17 protein-coding genes are annotated in these 22,449 nt (G+C 65.1%); 12 read left to right on the top strand and 5 right to left on the bottom strand.

Features of this window, described 5'->3' with window-relative positions; all coding sequences use genetic code 11:
- Window positions 1-90 precede the first annotated feature (90 nt).
- Both H6979_07175 and gshB read right to left on the bottom strand, forming a co-directional pair.
- On the bottom strand, window positions 91-1,167 hold the full coding sequence (locus H6979_07175; GenBank protein ID MCP5139620.1) for an FAD:protein FMN transferase: 1,077 nt from the start codon (window positions 1,165-1,167) through the stop codon (window positions 91-93).
- A gap of 34 nt (window positions 1,168-1,201) precedes the next feature.
- Window positions 1,202-2,161 (bottom strand): glutathione synthase, encoded by a 960-nt coding sequence (gene gshB / locus H6979_07170; GenBank protein ID MCP5139619.1) that lies wholly within the window; start codon window positions 2,159-2,161, stop codon window positions 1,202-1,204.
- Between the two features lie 284 nt (window positions 2,162-2,445).
- Between gshB and pilG the strand changes: the two genes are divergently transcribed.
- Genes pilG through H6979_07140 form a run of 6 tightly spaced genes read left to right on the top strand, consistent with a single transcriptional unit; the run spans window position 2,446 to window position 12,070 of the window.
- On the top strand, window positions 2,446-2,853 hold the full coding sequence (pilG, locus tag H6979_07165) for a twitching motility response regulator PilG (protein MCP5139618.1): 408 nt from the start codon (window positions 2,446-2,448) through the stop codon (window positions 2,851-2,853).
- Between the two features lie 21 nt (window positions 2,854-2,874).
- The gene (locus tag H6979_07160) at window positions 2,875-3,237 is read left to right on the top strand and encodes a response regulator (protein ID MCP5139617.1); all 363 of its coding nucleotides are present in this window, start codon (window positions 2,875-2,877) and stop codon (window positions 3,235-3,237) included.
- On the top strand, window positions 3,237-3,809 hold the full coding sequence (locus H6979_07155) for a purine-binding chemotaxis protein CheW (protein ID MCP5139616.1): 573 nt from the start codon (window positions 3,237-3,239) through the stop codon (window positions 3,807-3,809). Before H6979_07160 ends, H6979_07155 begins: the two co-directional genes overlap by 1 nt.
- 18 nt (window positions 3,810-3,827) lie before the next feature.
- Entirely contained in the window at window positions 3,828-5,882 is a 2,055-nt protein-coding gene (locus H6979_07150) for a methyl-accepting chemotaxis protein (protein ID MCP5139615.1), read from the top strand.
- 3 nt (window positions 5,883-5,885) lie between these two features.
- On the top strand, window positions 5,886-11,570 hold the full coding sequence (locus H6979_07145) for an Hpt domain-containing protein (GenBank protein MCP5139614.1): 5,685 nt from the start codon (window positions 5,886-5,888) through the stop codon (window positions 11,568-11,570).
- Between the two features lie 11 nt (window positions 11,571-11,581).
- Window positions 11,582-12,070, top strand: coding sequence for a chemotaxis protein CheW (locus tag H6979_07140; GenBank protein ID MCP5139613.1), 489 nt, complete (start codon window positions 11,582-11,584; stop codon window positions 12,068-12,070).
- Between the two features lie 79 nt (window positions 12,071-12,149).
- Here the strand turns inward: H6979_07140 and H6979_07135 are convergent, their stop codons facing one another.
- Complete coding sequence (locus H6979_07135) at window positions 12,150-12,896, bottom strand: 16S rRNA (uracil(1498)-N(3))-methyltransferase (GenBank protein ID MCP5139612.1); 747 nt, start codon at window positions 12,894-12,896, stop codon at window positions 12,150-12,152.
- On the opposite strand from H6979_07135, the gene ampD reads away from it, so the two are divergent.
- From ampD to H6979_07110, 5 genes are read left to right on the top strand one after another with little or no spacing between them, the layout of a single operon-like run.
- The gene (gene ampD / locus H6979_07130; protein ID MCP5139611.1) at window positions 12,895-13,509 is read left to right on the top strand and encodes a 1,6-anhydro-N-acetylmuramyl-L-alanine amidase AmpD; all 615 of its coding nucleotides are present in this window, start codon (window positions 12,895-12,897) and stop codon (window positions 13,507-13,509) included. The two genes, H6979_07135 and ampD, sit on opposite strands and share 2 nt — an antisense overlap.
- A 9-nt stretch (window positions 13,510-13,518) precedes the next feature.
- Window positions 13,519-14,442 (top strand): regulatory signaling modulator protein AmpE, encoded by a 924-nt coding sequence (gene ampE, locus H6979_07125; GenBank protein MCP5139610.1) that lies wholly within the window; start codon window positions 13,519-13,521, stop codon window positions 14,440-14,442.
- Window positions 14,426-15,367, top strand: coding sequence for a cobalamin-binding protein (locus H6979_07120; GenBank protein ID MCP5139609.1), 942 nt, complete (start codon window positions 14,426-14,428; stop codon window positions 15,365-15,367). Before ampE ends, H6979_07120 begins: the two co-directional genes overlap by 17 nt.
- Window positions 15,368-15,411: 44 nt before the next feature.
- Window positions 15,412-15,885, top strand: a complete 474-nt coding sequence (locus H6979_07115) for a DOMON-like domain-containing protein (protein MCP5139608.1) — start codon at window positions 15,412-15,414, stop codon at window positions 15,883-15,885.
- A 12-nt stretch (window positions 15,886-15,897) separates the two neighbouring features.
- On the top strand, window positions 15,898-17,100 hold the full coding sequence (locus H6979_07110; GenBank protein MCP5139607.1) for a DUF1343 domain-containing protein: 1,203 nt from the start codon (window positions 15,898-15,900) through the stop codon (window positions 17,098-17,100).
- Here the strand turns inward: H6979_07110 and acs are convergent, their stop codons facing one another.
- Together acs and H6979_07100 are read right to left on the bottom strand one after the other, a co-directional pair.
- Window positions 17,101-19,065 carry an acetate--CoA ligase gene (gene acs, locus H6979_07105; GenBank protein ID MCP5139606.1) on the bottom strand — a complete coding sequence of 655 codons (1,965 nt, stop codon included), beginning with the start codon at window positions 19,063-19,065 and terminating at the stop codon, window positions 17,101-17,103.
- A gap of 21 nt (window positions 19,066-19,086) precedes the next feature.
- Window positions 19,087-19,725 carry an HNH endonuclease gene (locus H6979_07100; protein MCP5139605.1) on the bottom strand — a complete coding sequence of 213 codons (639 nt, stop codon included), beginning with the start codon at window positions 19,723-19,725 and terminating at the stop codon, window positions 19,087-19,089.
- A 549-nt stretch (window positions 19,726-20,274) separates the two neighbouring features.
- Between H6979_07100 and H6979_07095 the strand changes: the two genes are divergently transcribed.
- The gene (locus tag H6979_07095; protein MCP5139604.1) at window positions 20,275-22,428 is read left to right on the top strand and encodes a primosomal protein N'; all 2,154 of its coding nucleotides are present in this window, start codon (window positions 20,275-20,277) and stop codon (window positions 22,426-22,428) included.
- The last annotated feature ends 21 nt before the right edge of the window (window positions 22,429-22,449 follow it).

Below are 22,449 nucleotides of genomic sequence, written 5' to 3'. Positions count from 1 at the left end.
CAGCGAGTCCTGGTTGCCCGACAGGTGTACGCATGATTATACGCACGCGCCAGCCGGCAATTGGCGCTGCGTCACACTTTTGCCCGGCGCTCAGGGGCGTTTGCCATGCCAGTCAAGCCGGGGCAGCTTGCCGCCGTTCGATTGCCGCAGGCGCTCCTGCATGGCGGGCGTGATCTGCAATGCGCCGGTGGGGCTGACCAGCAAGGCGTAATCGATGCCCATGTCCTTCACGATCTCTGCGAAGCGATCCGGGCCGCCCACCATCAGTGCCGTGGAGCTCACATCGGCGAGCTCGGCATCCATCGCGATTACGGTGACACTTGCTGCGCCGCTCGTCGGCGCGCCGCTGTGCGGATCGAGGATGTGGTGATAGCGGCGTTCGCCTGTCGTATAGGCCCGCTCGTAGTCTCCCGATGTTGACACCCCTTCGCCGGGCGCGAGTTCCAGGGCGGCATAAACCTGGCGGGTGCCGGGATCGAGCAGACCGATGCGCCAGCGTCGGGCCGCCTGGTGTGGCCCGGAGGGGCGATCGCCGATGCCGAGCAGGCTGCTGCCGCCGATATCCACCAGTGCATGCCGGATACCGTGTTTTTCCAGCAGTTGCCGGGCACCTTCGAGGGCCGTGCCCTTGGCCATGCCACCGAGGTCTATGCACAGGGGCCGGCGGCTCTGCAGCGTATTTGCCTCGATCTGCAGATCGGCCACCGAACCCTGACTGTCGTGCAGCTGGTTCACCGTCTCGGCAGGAGGCGGAGTGCCGGCCGGATCGATGTTTTCGCCACGGTCAAAGCGCCACAGTTTCACCAGGGCACAAACACCGGGATCAAACAGGCCCTCGCTGCGCTTCTGGTACCCGATGGCGCGCGCCACCAGCGGCATCAGGGTGGTGGAGACTGCGGCCGGCTCGCCGCGGCTCAGCGCCGCATTCACCCGGGCGAGTTCGCCGTCGCCGAAGGCATACCAGTCGCGGCCGATTTCCTTGAAGTAGCGCTCGATGTCGTCGATGGCGGCGGCGGCACGCGCCGGATCGGCGGCCAGGATTTCGATGCGTACCGGACTGGCGAAGGCATCGAACTCGCGGATCGTCGCGCTTGCAGTGCTGTCGTCGCACCGCGCACCGGTGACGTACAGTCCGCACAGGGAAAGCATCAGGGCTGCAAGGCGCATCCGGGCTTCCTTGTCGTGCGATGACGCGAGGTCTTCAGGCCCGCGAGTGCAGCCGGCTGTCGATGGCGTCGAACAGCTGGCTGGCCACATCGAGTCCGCCGAGTTTCTGCAGTTCGCGGATACCGGTCGGACTGGTGACGTTGACTTCGGTCAGGTAGTCGCCGATCACATCGAGGCCGGCGAAGATCACGCCGCGTTTGCGCAACTCCGGTCCCACCTCGGCGCAGATCCAGCGATCGCGTTCAGTCAGCTCCCGCAACTCGGGCTGTGCACCCATCACCAGGTTGCCGCGGTGGTCATCTTCCGGGGGAATGCGGGCCAGTGCATGACTGACGGGCTCGCCATCGATCAGGATGATGCGCTTGTCGCCCTGCAGGATTTCCGGGATATACCGCTGGGCCACGGCGTGCCGGGCACCTGAGTCGGTGAGCGTCTCGAAAATGACATTGGCGTTGTTGTCGCCCTGGCTGAGGACGAAGATCGAGCGCCCACCCATGCCGTCCAGGGGTTTGACCACGATCTTCCGGTGTTCGGCGAGAAACGCCCGCATCTCGGCCATGGAGCGGGTGATCAGGGTGTCCGGGCAACATTGCGGAAAGCAGGCGGTAAAGGCCTTTTCATTGATGTCACGCAGGCTGGATGGCCGGTTCACGACCAGTACCCCGGCCTGCTCGGCCCGTTCGAGGATATAAGTGGTGTAGATGTACTCGATGTCGAAGGGCGGGTCCTTGCGCATCAGCAGCAGGCCAAGCTCGGCGAGGGGCATTTCGACGCCGGTACCCAGTTCATGCCAGTCGACCTTGCTGTCGGTCACCCGCAGCCGGCGCCCGGTGCCCAGTGGCTCGCCGTTGCGCAGGCGCAGGTCGCTCTGCTCGAAGTACCAGAGCTCGTGGCCGCGGCGCTGGGCCTCGATCAGCATCGCCAGCGTGCTGTCCTTGGCCACCGCGATCCCGGCGATCGGGTCCATCACTACGCCCAGACGCTGCTTGGCCATCCATGTACTCCGTGCTTAGGTAAAACCGGTTCCGCTGCAATCGCGGATATTTCTGTCAGCTTTTGCGACGCCGTGCCTATTCTGGCGTGTGCGTGCTGAAATGGCACGAAGGGCCGGAGTATTATCGGTTCCGGGTTGGGGCCTGATCACAGTGGGTGTGTATCCGGTCCGCTGCTTCGTCTTTTCATTCGGACTGCTGGCAGGCCGCGGATTATCCTGCGGGTATGCGTGGCCGGCACGTGACGGTTATGTTAAAAGTTCAGTCTGTGGCGCCGACCACTGGCATGGAGATACACGTGACGGATAACGCCGCCCAGGAGTTGCACGGGCTCAAGGTGCTCGTCATCGATGACAGCAAGACCATCCGGCGCACCGCCGAGACCCTGCTCTCGAAAGAGGGCTGCACGGTCTATACCGCAGTCGATGGCTTCGATGCGCTGGCCAAGATCGCCGATTACCGCCCGGACATCATCTTCGTCGACATCATGATGCCGCGCCTCGATGGTTATCAGACCTGTTCGCTGATCAAGCACAACCGCACCTTCCGCCAGACGCCGGTGATCATGCTGTCCAGCAAGGACGGCCTGTTTGACCGTGCGCGCGGGCGCATCGTCGGTTCCGAGCACTACCTGACCAAACCGTTTACCAAGGATGAGCTGCTTGGCGCGATTACGCGTCAGGTTGCCCGTTGACAGCACTGCTGAGGAGTTGCCATGGCGCTGGTGCTGATTGCCGATGACTCGCCGACTGACCAGCACGTGCTGGTCAGCGCACTCGAGAAGCACGGTTTCGAGACGCTGATCGCCAAAGACGGACAGGAGGCGATCCGGCTCGCGGCAGAGCGTTCGCCGGATGTGATCCTGATGGACATCGTCATGCCCGGCATGAACGGTTATCAGGCCACGCGCCGGCTGGCGCAGGATCCGGCCACTGCGTCGATACCGATCCTGATCGTCTCGACCAAGACCCAGGAAGCCGACCGCGTCTGGGGCCTGCGCCAGGGGGCGGTACAGTATCTGACCAAGCCGGTATCCGAAGAGGAACTGGTGGCGGCCGTGCGTGCCGTGCTGGGCTGATGGCTGTCGCCGCACAGGACAGCCTGAGGGCGCTGAAGGATCATCCGTTTGATCTGCTGTGCGAGATGGAGCGCCGCAGCCGGGTTGCGGCAGCAGGGGCTCATGGTCATGACGTCAACCTTGAAGAATGGGTGGGCGTAGGCTTCCGGCTGGGACGGGAACGCTTTGTCGTGCCGCGTGACGAGGTTCGTGAGGTACTGATGGTGCCGCCGGCGGTAACCCGGGTGCCGGGAGCCAGGTCCTGGGTCAAGGGGCTCGCCAATGTGCGCGGGCATCTGCTGCCACTGGTCGATCTGCGCGAGTTTCTCGGTTCGGGCATCGGTGGCAGCGAACGCAGTGCCCGGGCGCTGGTGATCAACAGCGATGAATACCCGGTTGGACTGATTGTCGATGAAGTATTTGGTTTCCGCCGCTTTCTGGACAGCGAAATGAACCCGGAAGTGCCTGAAACGGTGATCCGGGCTGACCGGTTTCTGGACGGGTGTTTCCGGCGTGCGGATGAAGTCTGGCCGGTGTTCAGCCTGTCGAAGCTGCTGGACGCGCGGGATTTCCAGCGTGCCGCAGGCGAGTAAAACGGAGCGAATCAACTGATGACAGAACAAACTGACGGAATGCGGCTGTTTCCCGCCCTGGGCGCCACACTGATCGTGGTGCTCGTCGGCTGTCTCGCGCTGCTCCTGCTCCGGCCAGGCGCCCTCACGGCTTCGGGCTCGTCTGGCGGGCCGCTGGCCGAGGCCCACATGGCATATAGCCTGGCTACCGGCGCGATGCGCGGTGAGGCCAAGGCATTCGCCGGGCTGGCGACGGTCAGCAAGCAGCTCAAGGCGGCCGATACCAGTGGTCTGGACAGCGACACCCAGCGCAACCTGGCCCGTATAAGCACCAGCCTCGCCACGATCGAGGCCGGGCGCAGCGAACTGCTGGCCCTGCGCGCCGCTGCCGACCGCCTCGATCGAACGGTGCCGCGTCTCGCGGCCCACATCGATGCCCTGCAGGCCAATCCTGCATTGCGTAACCAGCCGGCCACGATTGCCCAGCTCGAGCGCGTTCGTGTGCTGGCCGACAGCCTCCGGCGTGATCTCCGCGGCCTGTCGCAGGGCTCGGTAAAGGCAGCGGCCCAGAGTTCCACCATGCTCGACTCCGACATGGCGATCACCCAGGTGATCGATGGTCTCGCAGAAGGCAACGCAGAACTCGGCCTGCGTGCGCTGACCGGTACCGAGGCGATCCGTGCTCTGGACGGATTACGCAAGGAGAGCGCTGAACTCAGCAAGACGCTGCGCGATGTGCTGGCCTCTGGCGACCGGCTCAGTGCGCTGCGTCAGTCGATGGTGCAGCTCGATACGCTGGTGGGTGCCTTGCCGGTCAGCACGAGTGGCCCGGCAAAGGGCAAGACGCTGAGTCTGGCGGCAACCATCACCGCAGCATTGCTTGCGCTCGGCATTGCCCTTGCACTTGCCATGATCTGGATTTACCGGCGTGTTGCCGATACGGGCCGGGCTGCCGCACGCCAGACCGCCCAGAATGAACGCAACCAGCAGGCCATCCTGACCCTGCTGGACGAAATGAGCAGCCTGGCCGACGGCAATCTCACCGTGCATGCCACGGTGACCGAGGACATCACCGGTGCGATCGCAGACTCGGTGAACTACGCGATCGAGGCGCTGCGTGAGCTGGTGACGACCATCAACGAGAGCGCGATCCTTGTCGACGGCGCAGCCCGGCAGACCGAGGGCTCGGCCCGCCAGCTCGCTGCCGCCAGCGAAGCGCAGTCCAAGCAGCTCGAGTCGGCCTCACGGGCGATCAACCGCATGGCCTCATCCATTGAGGAAGTTTCGGGCAATGCCGAGCGCTCATCCGACGTGGCCCGCCATTCGGTGGATGTGGCGCACAAGGGCGGCGATGCGGTACGGCGCACCATCGAGGGCATGAACGCGATTCGCGAGACGATCCAGGAAACGTCCAAGCGCATCAAGCGGCTCGGCGAGAGTTCCCAGGAGATCGGCAACATCGTCGAGCTCATCAATGACATCGCCGACCAGACCAACATCCTCGCGCTGAATGCCGCGATACAGGCTTCGATGGCCGGTGAAGCCGGTCGTGGATTTGCGGTGGTGGCGGACGAAGTGCAGCGGCTCGCCGAGCGCTCGGCCAATGCGACCCGCCAGATCGAATTCCTGGTGCGGACGATTCAGGCCGATACCAACGAGGCGATCGTTTCGATGGAACGCAGTACGACCGACGTGGTCGGCGGCGCACTGCTGGCGGAAAACGCCGGTGCAGCGCTCGAGGAAATCGAACAGGTCTCCAACCAGATCGCGGCGCTCGTGCAGAACATCTCGAGTTCCGCCCGCGAACAGGGCAAGGCGGCTTCAGCCGTGACCCGCAGCATGGACGTGCTGGAGGAGATCAACGCCGAGACAGCGGCGAATACCAGCGCTACCACCAGCGCCATCAGCAAGCTGGCCGAACTCGCCACCCAGCTGCGCCGTTCGGTGGCTGGCTTCCGGCTGCCGCCCGTTGCGGCGCTGGCCCAGCAGGGCACATCGGCAACGCCAGCCGATGTGTCGACTGCAGATGCCGCGCGCGGCGGAGCGCCGCACTTTGCCGAGCCGGTGTCCTTCGCGAGCAAACGTACGGCCTGACCGGTGTCCGCCCTGCCCGAGCGCAACGCAATCGACGATCCGGCTCCCCAGCCGTTGCAGCTCGTGGGCGCCGAGTTGGCCGTCACGCTCAACGACGCGCGCGCGGTACTTGAACAGTTTGCCGAGGGCGAAGGCAGTCCGCAGTTGCTGGAGCGGTGTGCGGCGTTGCTGCATACCGCGCGCGGTGTACTGCAGATCACCGAGACCTGGGGCGCAAGCCTGCTCGCCGAGGAGATGGAGCAGACCTGCAGGCACCTGCTGAAGCACAGACGCGACGGTCAGACTGAAGACGGTATCGTGGCGCTGTCGCGGGCCGCCGTGCAGTTGCCTGGCTATGTGGATCGCATCCGCGACGGCAGCCGTGACGTGCCGCTGGTGCTGCTGCCGCTGCTCAACGATCTGCGCGCCGCGCGCGGTCGGCCGCTGCTGTCCGAGAGCACCCTGCTGTTGCTCAATATCGCTCCCGGAGCGATGAGCGAGCCGGTTGCGCCGCCGCGCGAGCCATCCGGCGAAGACGCCGCCGTGCTGGCAAAGCACATGCGGCCGCGCTTTCAGCTGGCGCTGCTGGGCTGGATCCGCGGCGATGCAGGTGGTGATGCGCTGCGCAGGCTCCAGGATGTGGCCGGCCGGCTCGAGGCTGCCTCGGCCAGCGATGTGGTGCATCAGCTCTGGTGGGTGGTCGGTGGAGTCCTCGAAGCGCTTGCCGACGGCGGACTCGAGGCCGGCGTATCGGTAAAGCGGCTGATCGGCCAGGCCGATCGCGAGATGAAGCGGCTGTTTACCATCGGTGAGCAGAAGTTTGCCGCGCAGCCGCCGGTCGATCTGGTCAATAACCTTCTCTACTACGTCGCCCGCGCCACAAGTACCGGCTCGCGGGTAGCGGCGATCCGCGAGGCGTTCAGCCTGTCGGGCCTGATTCCCGGCGACGAGCAGGTGGAATCCGCACGCCAGAGCCTGTCGGCGCCGAGCGCAAAGCTGATGCAGACGGTGTCGGGCGCAATCCGGGAGGACCTGGCGCGCGTCAAGGACGTCCTCGACATCTACGTGCGTACCGGCATGGAGCGCGTCGAAGAGCTTGCCCCGCAGGTCGAGTTGCTCAAGAAGATCGGCGATACGCTCGGCGTACTCGGCCTCGGCGAGTTGCGCGAGATCGTCCAGGTACGGCGTGCGGAACTCGAGGAACTGGTGGCCGGGCGCGGGCGGCCGGACGAATCGGTACTGGTGGCGATGGCCACGGCCTTGCTTGAGGTCGAGGATCGCATCGAGCCCCTGTTGATCGGCATGATCAGCCCCGATGCCGCCACAGCGAACGATGCGGACGGAAGCGAACGGGATCCCGGACAGCAGCTCGTTACCCAGGCGGTGATGCGTGAATGCCTGGCCAACCTGATGCGCGTGAAAGAGGCCATCAGCGTGGTGACCGAGCGCGCAGGCGACGGCGCCGCACTGGATGCCATTCCGACACTGCTGCGCGGGATCACCGCCGCATTGCTCATCGCGGAGCGCGAGCCGGCTGCACGGATCGCGGAGCGAATCGCGGCTGCGGCTTCCGAAGTCGTGCAGCGCGGTACCGGTCCGGAGGCGCGTGCAGCACTCGAGCGCCTGGCTGACGCGATCGTCAGCCTCGAGTACTACATGGAGACGATCCAGGCGGGCCGGCGCGAGCCCGACTGGATGCTCGACAATGCGGGCCGCAGTCTTGATGCGCTGACGCTGCCGGAAATATCCGCACCGGCCGGCAGCGAAGACCTGCCCGCCACACAGGTCATATCGCCGCCATTTGCACCGGAAACAGCTCAGGCGGAGTGGACGGGACCATCTGCCGATCGCCCGGTGGTTGCCGATACCGGTGACGGCATCGATCCGGAGATCCTCGAGCTGTTCATCGAGGAGGCACGCGAGGCCATCGAGTCGATCAACAGCAATTTCCCGCGCTGGGCGCTTGATGACGGCGAGCTGGAAGCATTGCGGACCGTCCGGCGTGCCTATCACACGCTGAAGGGCAGCGGCCGGATGGTCGGTGCCGAGCTGATCGGCGAGTACTGCTGGAGCATCGAGCACCTGCTCAACCGGATCATCGACGGCGCCGTGCTGAACTCCCAGCCGCTGAGCGCATTCATGCAGCGGGCGAATATCGCAGTTGCCGAACTGCTCGAGCAGCTTGAGGTCGGTACCGAGCCCGCCAGTGACATTGCGGCGCTGATGGCGGAAGCGGAGGCGCTGGGCCGGCCAGTCGCCGCGCCGGAGCCCGAGCAGCCGGCTGACAGCAGTGACGCGACTGAAGTGCTGCCCGTGCCCTCGATCGATGCCGCGCTCGGTCGCCAGAAGACGCCGGTTCCAGTCGAAGAGCCCGAGCTCGGGCCGGTCGACGCGACGATGGTCGCGACACACATATCCATGAGTCCGCCGGGCATGGATCCCGTGCTGCTCGATATCCTGTCCCGCGAAGTTGCGGCACATCTGTCGGTGCTCCGGGAGTTCGTGGCCGCTGGCAGCGAATCACTGCGTCAGCCGCTGCCCGAGGATGTGTTCCGTGCCTGTCATACCCTGCACGGAAATCTGACCATGGCCGGCGTTACCGCGGCGGTCGATGTATCGGAGTTGCTCAACGATCTGGTCGGCGTGCTCTACGCGGGTCAGCTGCCGGCTGATCAGGCCGTGCTCGATGCATGTGGTGAAAGCGCCGAGCTGGTGGCGGCGATCATCGCGCAGCTGAGCGATCCGGACCATCCTGTGCCCGATGCGACGGCATTGAAGGCAAGCCTGCAGCAGCTCGCCGTCGCGGCCGCCGAACGTGCGGCCGCGCAGTCCGCCGAGCCGGGCGATGGCGGCACCGTATCCATGCAGTTGCCGGTCATCACCGAAGCCGGGCTGCTTGATGTCTCGCCTGAGCTGGCCGAGATTTTTGCCGGTCAGGACGCCGGTGCCGAAGCCGGACCGACGGTCGAGCCGGAACCGGAACTTCAATCTGAGCCAGAACCGGAACCGGAACCGGAACCAGAACCAGAACGAGAATCTGAACCGGAGCCTGAGACGGAGCCGGTGTCGCAGGACGCCGGTGCCGAAGCCGGTACCCCGCTGACTGCCACGCAGGCCGGCTTCGACGAAGAGGTCGCGGCAATCTATGCCGAGGAAGCTGGCGAGATTCTCGAGGTCTGCGATCAGGCCCTGGCGCGGCTCTCCGCCGGCGAGGACCAGGATCACGCTCTGGCAGAACTGCAGCGCGGTCTGCATACGCTCAAGGGCGGCGCCCGCATGGCCGGGCTGTTTGCCATGGGCGACCTCAGTCACGAACTTGAAACCCTGCTGACCCGGGTGAGCGACGGTCTGCTGCCGAACAACGACGCCACCGCTGCGCTGGTCCGGTCTGCCTTCGATGAACTGCATGCGCTGCGCGATGCGATACCGGCCGGTGCCGTCACGGTGCCACCGGCGACGCTCATGGCGCGGCTGGCGGCGGCCTTGCGCGGTGAATTTGCCGATGAGTCGGCAATGCCGCCGGCTGAAGAGCCGGCTCTGGTGCCGCCGGAGGGCGGACTGCCCGCGCAGCCCGTCGAAGCAGAAACTGTCGGGGAACAACCGCCGGCAGCTGAAGAGCAGCCGGTCGAAGAGCTTGGTGAGCCGCTCGATTTCGATCTGGAAGCCGATCTCGATGAGGTGCTGGCTGGCGATACCGGAACCGGGCTCGACTTCGAACTGCCGCCGGCTGAAGAGGAGATGCTGGCCGACGATTCGGCTGAGATCTTTGCCGGGCCGGCCGTGCCGCCTCCGGCGCTGGAACGGCTGGGCGAGCTGGCCAGGGAGCTTGAGGCACCGCCGGTTCGTCAGCCGTTCACCGAGCCGCCGCCGCCGCGACCGCCGGTACAGTCGCCGCGCACAGTCGAGCCCAGGGATTTCGCGCGTGTCGATTCCGGTCTGCTCGAGCAGTTGCTCAACGGTGCCGGCGAAATCAGCATCGCCAATGCGCGCCTGACCCAGCAGCAGGCGCAGATACAGTTCAATCTGGAGGAACTCAACCAGACGGTGGTGCGGCTGCGCGATCAACTGCGCAAGCTCGAGATCGAGACCGAGGCGCAGATCCTGTACCGGCACCAGGCGGAGACGGAGCGCGAAACCGGATTCGATCCGCTGGAACTGGATCGCTACTCGACGATACAGCAGCTGTCGCGTGCGCTGGCCGAGACTGCCAATGACGTCAGCAGTCTCAAGGACCTGTTGCAGAACGTCAGTGCCGATGCGGAAGGCCTGCTCGTGCAGCAGGCCCGGACTACCACCGAGTTGCAGGACGGCCTCATGCGCACGCGCATGGTGCCCTTCGATCAGCACGGTTCGCGGCTTGCACGCCTCGTGCGGCAGACGGCCAGGGAGCAGGGCAAGCTCGCGGAACTCGGCATCGAAGGCAGCGGTGACCTCGACCGCCAGGTGCTGGAGAAGATGCTGCCGCCCTTCGAGCACATGCTGCGCAACGCCGTGATCCATGGCATGGAGTCACCGGCGGAGCGCGAGATCCTCGGCAAGCCGGCAGCCGGTGCCATCCGGATTGCGATCCGGCGCGAAGGCGCTGAGGTGGTCATCGATATTGCCGACGACGGCCGCGGACTCGACATCGCGGCGATCCGCCGCAAGGCCATCGATCTCGGTTTCGTCAGCAGCGACACACCGCTGACCGACGAAGAGGCGATGCAGTTCATCCTGCGCTCGGGCTTCAGTACGGCCGACCAGCTGACCCAGGCCGCCGGTCGCGGCATCGGCATGGATGTGGTCGCAAACCAGGTGGCCAAACTCGGCGGCACGCTGTCGATTGCCTCGCGGCGCGGGCTGGGTACGACCTTCACCCTGCGCCTGCCGTTTACGCTGGCCGTTACCCAGGCGCTGATCGTGCGCACCGGATCAGAGCTCTATGCGCTGCCCCTGCCGACGGTCGAGGGCATCATCCGCATCGGCCGCGGCGAGTTCAACGAGCGAATGCAGCATGCCGAGCCTGCCATCGACTACGCCGGCCAGCGCTATTATTTCCGTCATCTCGGCCAGTTCCTCGGTCTCGGACCCTCGCGTCTGCCGGATGAGCAGGACCGGATCTCGATCATCCTGGTCCGTGCCGGCGACAACTCAACCGCGCTGATCACCGACGAGATGCTCGACAGCCGCGAGATCGTCGTCAAACCGGTCGGTGCACAGCTGGCGACGATCCGCGGCATATCCGGTGCGACGATCCTCGGCGATGGGCGGATCGTGGTGATTCTCGATGTGGGCGCGCTGGTGCGTTCGGCGCGGCCGGCACCCGACATGCCGGCACCGGTGGTGGTGCCGGAGTCCACGCAGCCCCTGGCGCTGGTCGTGGACGATTCCATCACCATGCGCCGCGTGACGCAGCGCCTGCTGGAGCGCAACGGCTTCCGCGTGCTGACCGCCAAGGACGGGGTCGAAGCCGTGAGCGTGCTGCAGGATCACCGGCCGGACATCATCCTCCTCGACGTCGAGATGCCGCGCATGGACGGCTACGAGTTTGCGCGCCATGTGCGCAACAATGCCGATACCGTGAACGTGCCGATCATCATGGTCACTTCGCGCGTCAGCGAGAAGCATCGCGCGCGTGCCATCGAGATCGGCGTGAATGATTACCTGGGCAAGCCCTATCACGAGCGTGAGCTGATGGAAGCCGTCCAGCAGCAGCTGGCGTCGGTCTGAGTGCACAAACGATGAGCAGCGCGAACGACGAGATCTACAGCCTGCTGGTGCCGCTCAACCAGAAGCGGCTGATCCTGCCGAGAGCCTGTGTTTCCGAGGTAATCCGCTATGCTCCGCTGCAGGCCAGTGACGCCGCGCACCCGGACTGGCTGCGCGGCATGATCAGCTGGAACGGCAAGCACATACCGGTGATCTCCTTTGAAGAGCTGGCCGGCCTCACGCCGGGCGCGATCGGCGGCCGCACGCGCGTGGCGATCATCGCCTCGATCACCGGACGTCTTTCAGCCGGCCACTTCGGTGTGCTGACCGAGGGCTTCCCGCAGCTGGTGCGGGTGAATCGCGAAGTGATCCAGCCGGCCGTCAGTTACCCGTGGCCGGACTACGGGCCGGTGATCTGCCAGATCCGCATGATCAACGAGTACCCGCTGATCCCCGATATCGAAGTGATCGAGGACATGCTGGAAGAAGCCGCGAAGCCGGGACCGGTTCCGCTGTCCTGAGCGGCGTTTTCAAGAGATAAAATGCCCTGGCGCCGCAGACGACCGCGGGTCGTTTCCGTTCACGACGATAATCAGCTAATCAAGTGCTCCGGCCCCGCATATCCCCACGCGCGTACTGCAGGATGCTGAGCGCCGCCAGCGGTGCGGTTTCCGTGCGCAGGATGCGCGGTCCGAGCCGCAGCCGGCCGAAGCCGGCTTGCGTCAGCGCCATGCGCTCGCTTTCAGTGAAGCCGCCTTCGGGCCCGATGGCCAATGCGATGCGCTGGCAATCCGCCGGCAGTGCGGTCAGGGTGGTATCCCCGTCCGGGTCGAGCATCAGCCCGGTGGTTCCGCTCTCGAGGCTGGCAAGCGCGGCCGTGAGTTCCAGCGGCTCGCGCACGTCCGGAACGATCGAGCGCCCGCACTGTTCGCAGGCGCTGATGACGATGCCCTGCCAGTGCTGGCGCCGGGCCGCGCTGCGTTCGGCGTCCAGCTTGACGACGCTGCGTCCGGTGAGCACCGGCTGAATCACGCTGACGCCGAGTTCGGTGGCTTTCTGTACCACCAGGTCCATGCGCGGCCCGCGCGAGACGCCCTGCAACAGGGTCAGCTGCAGCGGCGATTCACGATCCACCGGCTGTCCGTCACCGATCAGCACCGTTACGCCCTTGCGGGCCGGCGTGACGATCGTCGCCGCATAGTCCATGCCGGTGCCATCGAACAGGGTGATAGGATCGCCGGCAGTCAGCCGCAGCACGCGCGTAACGTGGGTGGTGGCGGGTTCCGAAAGCAGCTGCGTCGCACCTGTCCGCAGGGCTTCGGCTGAATAGATACGGGGACGTTGCATGGCGCGATTATCACCGATCAGCAAGGCAAAGCAGGCGCGCAAGCGCCGGCCGGTCCTGCGGGTCGATGCCGGCACCGGCCTGCTGCGCGGCGCGACACAGCTGGCCTCGCCCAATTGCGATGCGCGTCCGCCTGGCATCGAGCCGGAACTCATCGTCGTGCATGGCATCTCCCTGCCGCCGGGTGAGTTCGGCGGTCCGTGGATCGACCGCCTGTTCTGCAATACGCTCGATCCGGCTGCGCATCCGGCTTTCGGCGAGCTGGAAGGCTTGCGCGTATCCAGCCATCTGCTGATCCGTCGTGATGGCGAAGTCGTCCAGTACGTTCCGCTCGATTGCCGGGCCTGGCATGCCGGGCGGTCGCGCTTCGCTGGCCGCGACAACTGCAATGACTTTTCGGTCGGCATCGAGCTGGAAGGTACCGATGAACAGCCCTATACACCTGCCCAGTACCAGCGTCTGTGTGCGACCATAAAGGCATTGCGTCGCGGGATTCCGGCACTGGCCAAAGCGCCGGTCGTCGGCCACTGCGATATCGCGCCGGGACGCAAGACCGATCCCGGTCCCGCCTTCGACTGGCTTCGCCTGGAACGATTGCTTGCCCGCCGCCGGTAAACTGATGTCATGAACTTTCTAGCGCTGTTGCTGGGTCTCGCCACGGAGCGGATGCTTACGCATCTGTTCCACCTGCGCGAATTTCGCTGGCTGGATCCGCTGTTCGACCGGCATCTGCGCCGCTTGCGCAAGGCGCGAAGCTGGCTGGCGGTCAGCCTGACGCTGGTGCTGACACTGCTGCTGGTCGCGCCGGTCGCCGCCGCTTCGCTGCTGCTGTGGGATGAGCTGCTGCGGATTCCGTACTTCCTGTTTGCCGTCGTCGTGTTGCTGTTCTCGCTCGGTCCGCGCGATCTCGATGACGAAGTGGAGGATTATCTCGTTGCGCTGGAGGCCGGCGATGCAGATACACAGCGCCAGGTGGCCGAGGAATTGCTGGAGCGTTCGCCGCCGGAATCGCCGCATGCCTGCCACGAGGCGGTGGAGCGCGCGATCTACACGCAGGCCAACAACCGCATGTTCGGCGTCATTTTCTGGTTCCTGCTGCTGGGTCCGACCGGTGCCTGGGCATTCCGCGTGGTCGACCTGATGAGGCATCGGGTCGAGGTGCGGGCGGCCGGCAAGGGCGCCGGCGACACCATGGTGGGCGAGGCACCCGCGGCGATGGGTGAAGCGGTGCGCACGCTGCACGGCGTGCTCGCCTGGATTCCGTCGCGCCTGTTGACGCTCGGCTACGTGCTGGCCGGGAATTTCGAGGAAGCCATGTCGGGATGGCGCAATGGCGGGCGTGAGGTGACGCTGCCTTTTTCCGAAGGTACGAATGAGGTCGTCGCCCGGGTTGGCATTGCGGCTTCCGGCCGCATGACCCTGGATGTGGGCAACGCCGCGGAAGCACTGGACCGGATCAGGGCGGCGCGCAGCCTCGTGATGCGCACGCTGTGGATGATCTGGTGTCCGGTGATTGCCGTGCTGACGTTGTATGACTGGCTTATCTAGCGAGGCCCGCTGCCGGCTGATGTCGATCGTGCTGCTCGTCGGAGCCTGCCTGCTGGCCGGCTGCGACGCTGACAGGGTGCGCGGCCACGCCGGATCACCCGAGGGGCCGGCAGTGCGAATCGTGACGCTGTCGCCGCATCTGGCTGAACTCGTGTACGCGGCCGGTGCCGGACGACAACTGGTCGGTGCCGTCGAATACAGCGATTATCCCGCAGCGGCCCGGCAGGTGCCGCGGGTCGGCGATGCCTTCCGGGTGGACCTCGAAGCCATCGCTGCCCTGCGACCGGACCTCATACTCGGCTGGCCCAGTGGCAATTCGCAGGCCGTGCTGGACCGCCTGCGCCGGCTCGGTTATCGCGTCGTGGATCTGGAACCGCACACGCTTGACGATATCGGCCGGCACATCCGTCTGATCGGTGCAGCGGCCGGTAGCGCAGAGATAGCCGATCGCGCTGCCGGCGACTGGGATGACGGGCTGGCTGCACTGCGCGGGCGGTACGGGAAGCTGGCGCCGGTCAGGGTGTTTTATCAGATCGCGCCGCAGCCGCTGGTCACGGCCACGGGCAGTCACTTCATCGGTGAGGCGATCCGGCTCTGTGGCGGTACCAATGTCTTCGAGAAGCTGGCGGCGCTTACGCCAGTGATCAGTCAGGAGGCGGTGATCGCCGCTGCGCCGGAGGTGATCGTTGCGGCCGACTTTGAGCCGGGACCGGCCAGTGCGGCGGATGCGTCGCCGCTGCAGATGTGGCGATCCTGGCCGGGCTTGCCCGCCAATTCACTGGACGGGTTGTTTGTCATCGATCCGGATCTGCTCAACGTGCCAGGCCCGCGCATGGTCCGCGGCATCGCCGAGCTCTGTGCGGATATCGATGCGGTTCGCCGGAAAAAAGGAGCACGCACATCGCTGCCGCCGGCGCAACACTGAACCTCTCGGCTTTCTCTTCGGCCGGCTGCGTCCGCGGGCTGAAGGTGAGCCTCGATCGCGGCGCGGACCGGAGCCTCCGCCTGTGTTACCGCCTGGATGCCGATCCGGACCGGCTGCGCTTGCCGGCGCCGATCAGTGATCCGGGACGCGCTGATGAACTCTGGCGTCACACCTGCTTCGAGGTCTTTGTTGCCGGACACCAGTCAACGGCCTATCGCGAGTTCAATTTTTCGCCCTCGGGCGAGTGGGCAGCCTATGCGTTCACGGCGTACCGTGTCGGCATCACACCGCTGGCGCTGCGCAACGCACCGCTGCTTCAATGGCAGCGGGAGGCCGCTCGGCTGGAACTCATCGCGACACTGCCCGCAGAGGCGCTGATTGCCGACAAAGAGGGCATGCGGATCGCCCTGTCTGCCGTGATCGAGGAACAATCCGGCACAATCACCTGGTGGGCGCTGAAGCATCCGGTCGGGCAGCCGGATTTTCATCATCCCGAATCCTTTGTCCTGGAACCCTGAAGCAGGCAAATCATGAAAACTGGCATAGACCGCTTGCTCGGCGATGGCTCGCTGCAAAGAGAATTGCGCGGCCGTCGGCTTGCCCTGCTGGCGCATCCGGCATCGGTGACGGATGGCCTGGTACACAGCCTCGATGCGCTGATGGCCATCGACGGCCTGCGGGTGGAGAGCGCTTTCGGTCCCCAGCACGGGCTGCGCGGCGACAAGCAGGACAACATGGTCGAGTCGCCGGACTTTGTCGATCCGGTCCACGGTATCCCGGTGTACAGCCTCTATGGCGAGGTGCGCCGGCCCACAGCCGCGATGCTGGGGAGCTTCGATGTGCTGCTCGTCGATCTGCAGGACCTCGGTTGCCGTATCTATACCTTCCTGACCACGTTGCGCTATGTACTCGAAGACTGCGCACGTGCCGGCAAAACCGTGTGGCTGCTCGACCGGCCCAATCCCGCCGGACGCCCGGTCGAGGGGCTGACACTGCGCGAAGGCTGGGAGAGTTTCGTCGGTGCCGGCCCCTTGCCGATGCGCCATGGCATGACGCTCGGCGAACTGGGCCAGTGGTTTGTGCGCACACTGCGCCTTGATGTCGATTACCGCGTGATTGCCATGCAGGGCTGGAATCCCGACGCGGCGCCTGGCCATGGCTGGCCGACAGCTGAGCGCAGCTGGATCAATCCCAGCCCCAATGCGCCGAATCTCTCGATGGCGCGCTGCTATGCCGGTACGGTCATGGTCGAAGGCACGACGCTTTCGGAGGGGCGCGGCACGACCCGGCCGCTGGAGCTCTTCGGTGCGCCAGGTCTCGATGCAGATGCGCTGCTGAAAAAAATGCAGCAGCTCGCCCCGGACTGGTTGCAGGGCTGCAGGCTCCGCACATGCTGGTTCGAGCCCACCTTTCAGAAACATGCCGGCCAGCTCTGCAGCGGTATCCAGATCCATGTCGACGATCCGGCCTACGATCACGCGAAGTTCCGGCCGTGGCGTCTGCAGGCGCTGGCTTTCAAGGCGCTGCGCAGTCTGCAGCCGGACTACCCGCTGTGGCGCGAGTTTGCCTATGAATACGAAAGCGATCGGCTGGCGATCGACCTGATCAACGGCAGCGAGTCGTTGCGCCAATGGGTTGATGACCCGCAGGCAGGCGCTGGTGACCTTGATGCCCTGGCGGCGCGTGACGAGGCGGCCTGGCGCGAAGTGCGGCAGGCCTTCCTGCTGTACTGATCAGGCCTGGCCGCGCAGCTGCTCGACGATGGCCGGGTTCTCCAGCGTGGAGATGTCCTGCGTGATTTCCTCATCGCGTGCTATCGAGCGCAGCAGGCGTCGCATGATCTTTCCGGAGCGCGTCTTCGGCAGGTTGTCGGCAAAGCGGATGTCGTCCGGTTTGGCGATGGCGCCGAGTTCCTTGCCGACGAAATCGCGCAGTTCAACCGCCAGCTTTTCAGCCTCTGCGCCCGTCGGACGCGCGCCGCGACAGACGACGTAGGCGAAGATCGATTCGCCCTTGATCTCGTGCGGGCGGCTGACCACCGCAGCTTCAGCCACGCGCGGATGCGCGACAAAGGCAGACTCGACCTCCATCGTGCCGAGGCGGTGCCCCGATACCTTGAACACGTCGTCGGCACGGCCCATGCACCAGAAGTAACCGTCCTTGTCCTGATGCGCGGTATCGCCGGCCACGTAGTAGCGGTTACCGAACTGCGTCCAGTAGGTCGAGATGTAGCGGGCGTTGTCGCCCCAGATCGTGCGCAGCATGCCCGGCCAGGGCTTGCGGATCACCAGCCAGCCGCCCTGATCCGGGTTGGTCACCAGATTGCCTTCGTTGTCGACGATGGCCATGTCGATGCCAGGTAGTGGCGTCGTGCAGGAACCGGGCTTGGTGGCCGTGACACCGGGTATCGGGCTGGCCATGATTGCGCCGGTTTCGGTCTGCCACCAGGTATCGACGATCGGGCAGCGTTGCCCGCCGATTATGGCGTGATACCAGATCCACGCCTCCGGATTGATCGGTTCACCGACACTGCCGAGCAGGCGCAGCTTCGAGAGGTCGTATTTCGCGGGGATCTCGTTGCCGAGCTTCATCAGGGCGCGCAGCGCAGTCGGCGCCGTATAAAAGATGGTGACGCCGAGTTTTTCGCAGATCTGCCAGAAGCGCCCGCCATCCGGATACATCGGTGCGCCCTCGTACATCACGATGGTGGCTCCGGCCGCCAGCGGCCCGTAACAGACATAGGTGTGTCCGGTTACCCAGCCGACGTCCGCGGTGCACCAGAAGATGTCCTCATCGTGCAGATCGAATACCCACTGCGAGGTGAGCTTGGCGCTGAGCAGGTAGCCGGCTGTCGAGTGCTGGATGCCCTTTGGCTTGCCGGTGGAGCCGGAGGTGTAGAGCAGAAACAGCGGATGCTCGGCCCCCACCCATGCCGGTTCGCAGCGATCGCGCTGGTCTTTCACGACGTCCGACCACCACAGGTCGCGTCCTTCCTGCATGGTGACCGGCTCGCCGGTGCGCCTGAATACGATGACCTTCTCGACGGTCTTGCAGCCGTCCGCGAGCGCCGTATCGACTGCCGACTTGAGTTCCACGCTCTTTCCGCCGCGCCAGCCGCCGTCAGCGGTGATCACCATGCGGGCACCGGCGTCCTTGATCCGGTCGCGCAGCGAGTTGGCGGAGAAGCCGCCGAATACCACGGAGTGCGTGGCGCCGATACGTGCGCAGGCCTGCATGGCGATGACTGCCTGGGGCACCATCGGCATATAGATGACGATGCGGTCGCCGGGCTCCATGCCCAACGCTTTCAACGCGTTGGCAAAGCGGCAGACCTCGGCCGTCAGTTGCCGGTAGCTCAGCGTATGGCTGTCGCCGGGCTCACCTTCGAAGATGATCGCCGGCTTGTCGCCGTTTGCAGCCAGATGCACGTCCAGACAGTTGTAGGAGGCATTGAGCATCCCGTCGGCGAACCAGCGATAGTTGGGTGCATGGGTGTCGTCGAGCGTCTGTTTGAATTTGGTGTGCCAACTGAGCTCCTGGCGCGCGAGGCGTGCCCAGAAGGCCACGTTGTCGCGATCTGCCTCGGTATTGAGCGCGGCGAATTCGGCCGGCGTGATGCGGGCCCTGGCGGCGAATTCGGCTGGAGGCGGGAAGCTGCGGTTCTCGTGGAGGATCGATTCGAGATTGCTGTCGGTCATGCCTGGCTCCGAAGTCGGACTTCAGGCCAGTGTGCCAGCTTTCAGGCTCGATGCCAGCCGGTGGTGCAAGGGGCTCGTGCGCGGGATATGCGCGAGCAGAAACTCCATCTGGTCGGCGAGCACGCGACGGCCCTTCAGATAGATGTATTCGGCGTAGGTGGGGGTGAAGGGCACGGCGATGAGCTGCATGCCCGCCTCTTCAGGTGTCAGGCCGCCCTTGTGGTTGTTGCAGCGCCGGCACGCGGTTACGACATTGGTCCAGGTATCGGTGCCTTTTTTCGACAGCGGCTGCACGTGGTCGCGGGTGAGATCGCGCGTGGGATGGAGCTGCCCGCAGTAGAGGCAAAGATTGGAGTCGCGTCTGAACAGCGTCTTGTTGTTGAGTGGCGGGATGTAACAGTCCATCAGGTCAGCCACAGCCGGAGAACGGCCTACAGTGGCAATGATGGAACTCACCTCTATACAGCTCTGCAGGCGCGTCGTCGCGTTGAAGCCGCCGTGAATGCGAAACAGGGGCGAGCCGAAACTGTAAGCGACCTGTTCCAGGTAATAGAGGCGCACGGCATCGCGATAGTCAATCCACTCGAGTGGCATGCCAGCCACGTCCGTGCGCAAGACCTGCTGCGAATAGTCACTGACTTCTTTGTGTAGGTACAACATGAAGAGCTGGCCCTGCCTTTGAGTCAATCATGAGGGTTCTGCAGACAAAAAAACAATTCCCCGTTTGCAGACTTCGGCGTTCCGCGTGCCCGCGAGCGGATTTTCAGCATCGCCTCATGCGCAATGTGCAATGCTTTGTCGCCGTCGACGCCCCGTATCCGCGCGGGTCCCGGAACCCGCCTCGGGAACGGGTAAAAAAAGTGCGGCATTAGCCGGGGATTTTCACTGCTTTTGCTGAAAAACCGCGTTGCGGCAGCAGCAGTTATGCACAATTCCCACCGGGGCTGGCGGCTTAGGAACTTTTTACATTACAAATCTGACGATACACTTGTAACATGCTGTTTTATAAGGATTATAGTAGAAGAGCAAAATCTGCTCAGCTTGTCATAATTGTTGCAATGACGTGGTCGGCAGCCTTTTGGCCCCAAGAAATCAACAGACTTATCCACAGGATCTGTGGATAAATGCGGCGCAGCAAAAGGAGCGGTGGATATCAGTCGCGTGCTTGAAGTCCAGCAGATTCTTGAGGTTGCGGTCGCAGCCCCGGTGATGGGCGTTTTCGACTACCTCGCGCCGGTCAGCGTCGACGCTCCATTGCTCGTCGGTCAGCGCCTGCGCGTGCCCTTCGGGCGCAGTACGCGCATGGGCTGGCTCGTCGGCAGCAAAGCGGTCAGCGAGTTGCCAGCGCATCGTCTGCGCCGCGTGCTGTCGGTACTCGATACGGAGCCGCTGTTGCCGCCGGACCTGTTGGGCATGCTGGTATGGGCTGCGCGCTATTACCAGCATCCGCTCGGCGAGGTACTCACCGCTGCGCTTCCCAGGGCGCTCAGGGAAGGTCGCGATACAGCGAGTGGCGAGACGCTCTGGGCGCTCAATGCCGAGGGCATGAGCGCCGATCCGGAAGTCCTTCGTCGTGCCCCGGCGCAGCTGCGCATCTACAAGGTGCTGCGCGAGCGCCCGGCGCCGGCTGCAGCTGCTGACCTGGAAGCGGTCACCAGTACCTGGCGCCGGGCGGTGGCAGCGCTCGGTGCGCGCGGCTGGCTGACGATCAGTCACGCGACAGTCGCTTTGCCGGTTGCGGATATCGCGCCTGATGTACCGCCGGTGCTTACGGCTGACCAGGCCCGCGCCGTGGAACAGATCAATGCGGCGCAGGGCTTTCAGTGCTTTCTGCTCGATGGGGTGACCGGCAGCGGCAAGACGGAGGTTTATCTGCGCGGCATCGCAAAGGTGCTGGCAGCTGGCAGACAAAGCCTGGTGCTGATACCGGAGATCGGGCTCACGCCGCAGCTTCTCGAGCGTTTCCAGCGCCGCTTTCAGGTGCCTGTTGCCCTGCTGCATTCCGGGCTCAGTGACGGTGAACGTCTGCGTGCGTTTACGGCGGCCAGCGATGGTACGGCGGCGATCGTGATCGGTACCCGTTCGGCGATCTTCGCGCCGCTGGCGCGTCCGGGCCTCATCGTCGCCGATGAAGAGCACGATCCCTCCTACAAGCAGCAGGAGGGCTGGCGGTACTCGGCGCGTGATCTTGCCGTGTGGCGCGCGCGTGAGCTCGGTGTGCCGCTGGTGCTGGGTTCGGCAACGCCATCGCTGGAGTCGATCGAGAATGCACGCAGCGGACGCTATACCCGTCTGGTGTTGCCCTCGCGCACCGGCGTTGCCGGCCAGCCGCGAGTGTCGCTCATCGATTTGCGACAGCACGTGGCCAGAGAGGGGCTGACGCAGCCTTTGCTGGCCGCGATCCGCCGGCATCTCGATGCGGGCGGCCAGGTGCTGATTTATCTCAACCGGCGCGGCTATGCACCAGTGCTGATGTGCCCCGGCTGCGGGGAAGTGGTGGAGTGCAGGCGCTGCGATGCCCGGATGGTGCTCCACCAGCAGCGCGGGCTGCTCATCTGTCATCACTGCGGCCGCGAACGGCCGGTGCCCGCGCAGTGCCCGGAGTGTGCGGCGGAACTCAAGGCAGTCGGGCAGGGCACCGAACGCCTGGAACGGGCGCTCGCTGCCGCATTCCCGGACCAGCAGATCGAACGCATCGACCGCGACACGACCCGGCGGCGCGGCGAGATCGAGCGCCGGCTCAGGCGGGTGCGCGATGAGGAAGCGCGGATCCTGATGGGGACGCAGATGCTCACCAAGGGCCATGACTTTCCGCGCGTGACCCTGGTGGGCATCGTCGATGCTGACCAAGGGCTGTTCGGCAGCGATTTCCGCAGCGCCGAGCGTCTGGCGCAATCATTTGTCCAGGTCGCGGGCCGCGCGGGCCGCGCCCAACACCCCGGCGAAGTCTGTCTGCAGACCATGTTCCCCGAGCATCCGCTGCTGCGCGTGCTGATCAACGAGGGCTATGCACAGTTCGCGACGCTGGCGCTGGAAGAACGGCGGCAGGCCGGCTGGCCGCCCTTCGCCTGTCTGGCCCTGTTGCGGGTCGAGGCGAGCCAGCGCCCGCAGGTTTTCGGGTTTTTGCAGGAAGCGGCAGCGCTCGCCCGCGAACAGGCGCCCGCCGGTCTGAACGTGCTCGGCCCGGCATCGGCGCCGATGGAAAGACGCGCCGGGCGCTATCGTGGCCAGCTGCTCCTCCAGGCCGGCTCGCGGCGCGAGTTGCAGCAGCTCCTGCCAGCATGGCGTGAGGCCGTTGCCGGGATCGAAACACAGCGCCGGGTGCGCTGGAGTCTGGATATAGATCCGGTGGATCTCTTCTGAGATGGCATCCGTGAAACAACA

The organism is Chromatiales bacterium (genome assembly GCA_024234935.1).
In the GTDB taxonomy this organism is placed as follows: Bacteria; Pseudomonadota; Gammaproteobacteria; order Steroidobacterales.
The sequence above is the reverse complement of the archived record's forward strand: the minus strand, read 5'-3'. Positions and strand labels throughout refer to the sequence as shown.